The sequence below is a fragment of the Kitasatospora sp. NPDC002543 genome, from assembly GCF_053594915.1.
This window is the reverse complement of record NZ_JBSFWR010000194.1, coordinates 1-5,804: the sequence shown is the minus strand read 5'-3', so window position 1 is coordinate 5,804 and position 5,804 is coordinate 1. Positions and strand designations below refer to the sequence as shown.

At 73.9% G+C, this 5,804-nt stretch carries 2 protein-coding genes; both read right to left on the bottom strand.

Going from position 1 to position 5,804, the window contains the following annotated elements; genetic code table 11:
• On the bottom strand, nucleotides 1-2,441 hold a 2,441-nt coding region (locus tag ACWD4P_RS37710), incomplete at its 3' end, for a type I polyketide synthase (RefSeq protein WP_449782755.1).
• 47 nt (nucleotides 2,442-2,488) lie between these two features.
• Nucleotides 2,489-5,804: SDR family NAD(P)-dependent oxidoreductase (locus ACWD4P_RS37705; RefSeq protein ID WP_449782754.1), on the bottom strand; the 3,316-nt coding region annotated here is incomplete at its 5' end.

Below are 5,804 nucleotides of genomic sequence, written 5' to 3'. Positions count from 1 at the left end.
GTCACACCCTGCTCGTGCAGCGTGCGCACACCATCGGCGAAACGCACGGTCTCACGCACGTGCCGCACCCAGTACTCCGGGTCCCGCAGCTCCTCCCCCGCGAGCGAGCCCGTCACATTCGACACCACCGGAACCACGGACGGGGAGTAGGAGACCGAGCGGGCGACCTCGCGGAACTCCGCGAGCATGCCGTCCATCAGGCCCGAGTGGAACGCGTGCGAGACGGAGAGCCGCTTCGACTTCCCGAACCGCGACGCCACCTCCAAGACGGCGTCCTCGGCACCCGAAATCACCACCTGCGACGGGCCGTTCACCGCCGCGATCGACACACCATCGATCAGCTCGGCCACCACCTCGGCCTCCGTCGCCCGCACCGCGACCATCGCACCACCGGCCGGCAACGCCTGCATCAGACGACCACGCGCCGCCACCAACCGCGCCGCATCCGCCAGCGAGAACACCCCCGCCACATGCGCCGCCGCCAGCTCGCCCACCGAATGCCCGGCCACGAAATCAGCCCCGACACCCCAGGACTCCACCAGACGGAACAGCGCCACCTCGAACGCGAACAGACCCGGCTGCGCCACCCCCGTCGCCTCCACGGCCGAGGCGTCCCCGCCCCAGACCACCTCCCGCAACGGCACCTCCAGATGCGGATCCAGCTCCGCGCACACCTCGTCGAAAGCCTTCGCGAACACCGGGAACGCCTCGTACAACCCCCGGCCCATTCCGAGCCGCTGACTGCCCTGCCCGGTGAACAGCACCCCGACCCGGCCCCAGGCCACCTGGCCCAGCACCGCGTCCGTGCCCGCCTCGCCCCGGGCGACCCCGGCCAGCGCCTCCAACAGCGCCGCCCGGTCGGCACCGACCACCGCCGCACGGTGGTCCATCGCGGCCCGCGTCGTGGCCAGCGAGAACCCGACATCCACCGGATCCAGCTCCGCATCGCCCTCCAGCAACGCGAGCAGCCGGGCCGCCTGACCCCGCAGCCCCGCCTCCGAACGCGCCGACAGCACCCACGGCACGAGCGGAAGAACGGCCGGGTCCGCCACAGCCGGCGGGGCGTCGACCGCCGGTGCCTCCTCCAGCACCACATGCGCGTTGGTCCCGCTGACGCCGAAGGAGGAGACGGCGGCCCGGCGCGGCCGCCCCTCGACCGCCGGCCACTCCCGCGCCTCGGTCAGCAACTCCACCGCACCCGCCGACCAGTCCACCTTCGGCGACGGCTCGTCCACATGCAGCGTCTTCGGCATCACCCCGTGCCGCATCGCCAGCACCATCTTGATCACACCCGCCACACCCGCGGACGCCTGCGCATGACCGATGTTCGACTTCAACGACCCCAGCCACAGGGGCCGTTCAGCCTCACGGCCCTGCCCGTACGTCGCCAGCAACGCCTGCGCCTCGATCGGATCACCCAGCGCCGTCCCCGTGCCGTGCGCCTCCACCACATCCACATCCGCCGACGCCAGCCGGGCACTCGCCAGCGCCTGCCGAATCACCCGCTGCTGCGACGGACCGTTCGGCGCCGTCAGACCGTTCGACGCACCGTCCTGATTCACCGCACTGCCCCGCACCACCGCCAGCACCCGGTGCCCACGCCGACGCGCCTCCGACAACCGCTCCAACAACACCACCGCCACACCCTCGGCCCACGCCGTCCCATCGGCCGACGCCGCGAACGCCTTGGCCCGGCCATCGACCGCCAGCCCCCGCTGCCGCGAGAACTCCACGAAGTTGTCAGGGGTGGCCATGGTCGTGACGCCGCCGACCAGGGCCATCTCCGTCTCGCCCTGGCGCAGCGACTGCGCGGCCAGGTGCAGGGCCACCAGCGAGGACGAGCACGCCGTGTCCACCGTCACCGCAGGCCCCTCGAGACCCAGCGTGTACGACACCCGGCCCGAGGCGACGCTGCCCGAGACACCGGTGAGCCGAAATCCCTCCAGCTCCTCCGGGGCGTCCTGGAGCGGCACGATGTAGTCGTGGTTGATCACCCCGGAGAAGACGCCGACCTTGCTGCCGTGCAGCGCGGTGGGGTCGATGCCCGCGTGCTCGAAGGCCTCCCACGAGGTCTCCAGCAGCAGCCGCTGCTGCGGGTCCATCGCCAGCGCCTCACGCGGCGAGATCCCGAAGAACTCGGCGTCGAATCCGCCGGCGTCCCGCAGGAAGCCGCCCTGGAGGACGTAGGACTTGCCGGGGCTCTGCGGGTCCGGGTCGAACAGGCCCTCCAGGTCCCAGCCGCGGTCCTCCGGGAACCCGGAGATCGCGTCCCGCTCCTCCGCCAGCAGCCGCCACAGCTCCTCGGGCGAGGACACCCCGCCCGGCAGCCGGCAGGCCATCCCGACGATCGCGATCGGCTCGGACGCGGTGGCGAGCAGGTTCTGGTTCTGCTTCCTGAGCCGTGCGGTCTCCTTCAGCGAGTCGCGCAGCGCCTCGACCACAGCTTCGGACGACATCTTCTCCATGATCTCTATCTCTCCAGAGCTGTTCAGGAATCGAGGCTTTCGCGGGCCATGCGGACGAGGTCGGCGACGTCCAGGGCGTCGATGAGCTCCTCCTCGCCGTCCGCCGGGCCGGTGGCGCCGGTGGTACCGGGCGTGTCGGTGGTTCCGGTGGTGCCGATCAGACCGATCAGCCCATCCAGCAGTCCGGCCGCGCGGATCCGGTCGAGCGGCAGCGCGGCCAGCCCCCGGCGGAACTCGGCTTCGTCGATCTCCCCCGCTCCCCCGGCGGCCGGGCCTCCCGGGCCGGTGGCCGGCGGGAGCTGCGGCGCCAGCTCGGCTAGGAGCTGCGCGCTGAGCGCGTTGGGGGTCGGGTAGTCGAAGACGGTCGTGGCGGACAGCCGCACGCCGGTCGCCCGGCCGAGGCGGTTGCGGAGTTCGACGGCGGTAAGCGAGTCGAAGCCGACGTCCTTGAAGGCCCGGGCCGGCTGGATCAGGCCGGCCGTCGTGTGGCCGAGGACGGCCGCCGCGTTCTCCTGGACCAGGTCGAGCATCCGCCTGGCCCGGTCGTCCTGGGAGAGCCCGGCGAGCCGCTGGACGAGCGACTCCTCGTGCCCGGTGGCGCGCTCCGTGGCGGCCGCCGACCGCGGCGGCCGGACGAGTCCGCGCAGGAGCGGGGAGGTCTGCCCGGCGGCGGCCTCGGCCCTCAGGTCGGCCAGGTCCAGGACGGTCGGGACGAGTTCCGGGTCGGGCGAGGCGAGGCCCGCGTCGAGCAGGGCCATGCCGAGCTCCTCCGTCAGCCCCTTCATGCCGCCCCGCTGGGTGCGGTGCAGGTCGACGTCGGCGAGGTGGTCGGTCATGCCGCTGCTCTCGGCCCAGAAGCCCCAGGCCAGGGAGACCGCGGGCAGGCCCTGGGCCCGCCGCTGCCGCGCCAGACCGTCCAGGAACCCGTTGGCCGCGGCGTAGTTGCCCTGACCAGGGTTGCCCAGCACACCGGCCGCCGACGAGAACAGCACGAACGCGGCCAAGTCCGTGTCGCGCGTCAACTCGTGCAGATGCCAGGCCGCGTCGACCTTCGGACGGAACACCCCGTCCAGACGCTCCGGCGTCAACGCCGTCACCACACCGTCGTCCAGCACACCGGCCGTGTGCACCACCGCCGTCAGCCCACGCTCCGCCGGCACCGACGCCAACAGACCCGCCACCGACGCCCGGTCACCCAGATCACAGGCCACCACGTCCACCGATTCGGCGCCCAACCCCCGCAGACCCTCCACCAGTTCACCGACCCCGGCAGCGGCAGCACCACGACGACTCGCCAGCACCAGATGCCGCACCCCGTGCGCCACCACCAAATGCCGCGCCACCAAAGCACCCAGAGCACCACCACCGCTCACCAGCACCGTGCCCCGCGGATCCAGGCCGTGCGGAACGCTCAGCACGACCTTGCCGACGTGCTTCGCCTGGCTCAGGTGACGGAACGCCTCGGGGGCCCGCCGCACGTCCCAACTGCGGTGCGGCAGGGGGCTGATGGCTCCGGCCTCGAAGAGCGCGACGAGCTCGGTGAGCATCTCCTGGATCCGGTCCGGGCCGGCCTCCCGCAGGTCGTACGCCTGGTACGCCACTCCGGGGTGGGCCGCCGCGACCTCGGACGCCTCCCGGATGTCGGTCTTGCCCATCTCCAGGAAGCGGCCGCCGCGCGGCAGCAGGCCCAGCGAGGCGTCGGCGAACTCGCCGGAGAGCGAGTTGAGCACCACGTCCACGCCCCGGCCGCCGGTGGCGGTCAGGAAGCGCTCCCGGAACTCCACCGTGCGGGACGACCCCAGGTGGTCGTCGTCCAGGCCCAGCGGCCGCAGCGCCGCCCACTTGCCGGGGCCCGCCGTCCCGTACACCTCGGCGCCGAAGTGGCGGGCGAGCTGGACCGAGGCCATGCCGACGCCGCCCGCCGCCGCGTTGATCAGGACCGTCTCGCCGGGGACGAGGGCGGCCAGGTCGCGCAGGCCGTAGTAGGCGGTGAGGAAGACGATCGAGACGGAGGCCGCCTGCTCGAACGACCAGCCCTCCGGCATCCGGACCAGCAGTCGCCGGTCGGTCACCGCGACCGGTCCGAACGCCCCGAAGTCCTCCCCGAGCATGCCCATCACCCGGTCGCCGACGGCCAGTCCGGTCACCTCCGGGCCGGTCTCCAGGACCACGCCGGCGACCTCGCCGCCCAGGCCGTGCTGCCCGGGGACCATGCCGAGCGTGATCAGCACGTCGCGGAAGTTCACGCCCGCGGCGCGGACGGCGACCCGCACCTCGCCCGGCACCAGCGGCCGCGTCGCCGCCGGGGACGGCACGAGCGCGAGGTCCTTGACCGTGTCGCCGCCGGTGGTCTCCAGCCGCCAGGCCGGGGCGCCGGCGGGCACCGCCAGCGCGGGGTCGGCCACCGCCCGGACCAGCCGGGGCACGGTGACCGTGCCGGACCGCAGGGCCAGCTGCGGCTCACCGGTCGAGACGGCGCCGGGCAGGGCGCGCCAGGACGCCTCCTCCCCGTCCGTGTCGACCACCAGGAAGCGCTCCGGCTCCTCGGACTGGACGGTGCGCATCAGGCCCCACAGCGCGCCCGCCGCCGGGTCGTCGGCCAGGCCGCGGGTCAGGACGACCAGCCGGGCCGCCGCGAGCGACGGCTCGGCCAGCCACGACTGCACCAGGGCGAGCAGCCCGAAGGCCGACTCCCTGGTCCGCGACGGCCCTTCGGCCCCCGCGAGCCACCGCGTCGTGTCGACGAGCACCACGCCGGGCGCCGGCTCGCCCGACCGGACGGCGGCCGCCAACGCGGGCACGTCCGGGTGGACGGCGGGCGAGGGGACCGTCAGGCCGGCCGGAACGACCGCGCCGAGCACGGCCCAGGAAACGCCCCCGGCCGTCGCCCCCTCGTCCTGCGCACGGGACAGCGGGGTCCACTCGACCTTGAAGAGCGCCTCGCGCTCCGCGCTCGTCGCGGAGTCCGGCCGTCCGGCGGCCACCGGGCGGAACGACAGCGAACGCACCGAGCCGACGGGGGCGCCGCTCGCGTCGGAGAGCTCCAGGGACACCCCGTCCGCCCCGGCCGAACCGGCCCGCACCCGCAGCCGGGTGGCACCGGCCGCGCGGAGCGTGAAGCCGTTCCAGGCGAAGGGCAGCAGCAGCTGTCCGGGCTCGCCCTGGGCGACGGCCCCGAAACCGGAGACGTGCAGGGCGGCGTCCAGCAGCGCGGGGTGCAGGCCGTAGCGGCCGGCCTCGCCCCGGAGCTGCTCGGGCAGTTCGACCTCGGCGAAGACCTCCTCACCGCGCGTCCACACCGCCCGCAGCCCCTGGAACGACGGCCCGTACACCACACCG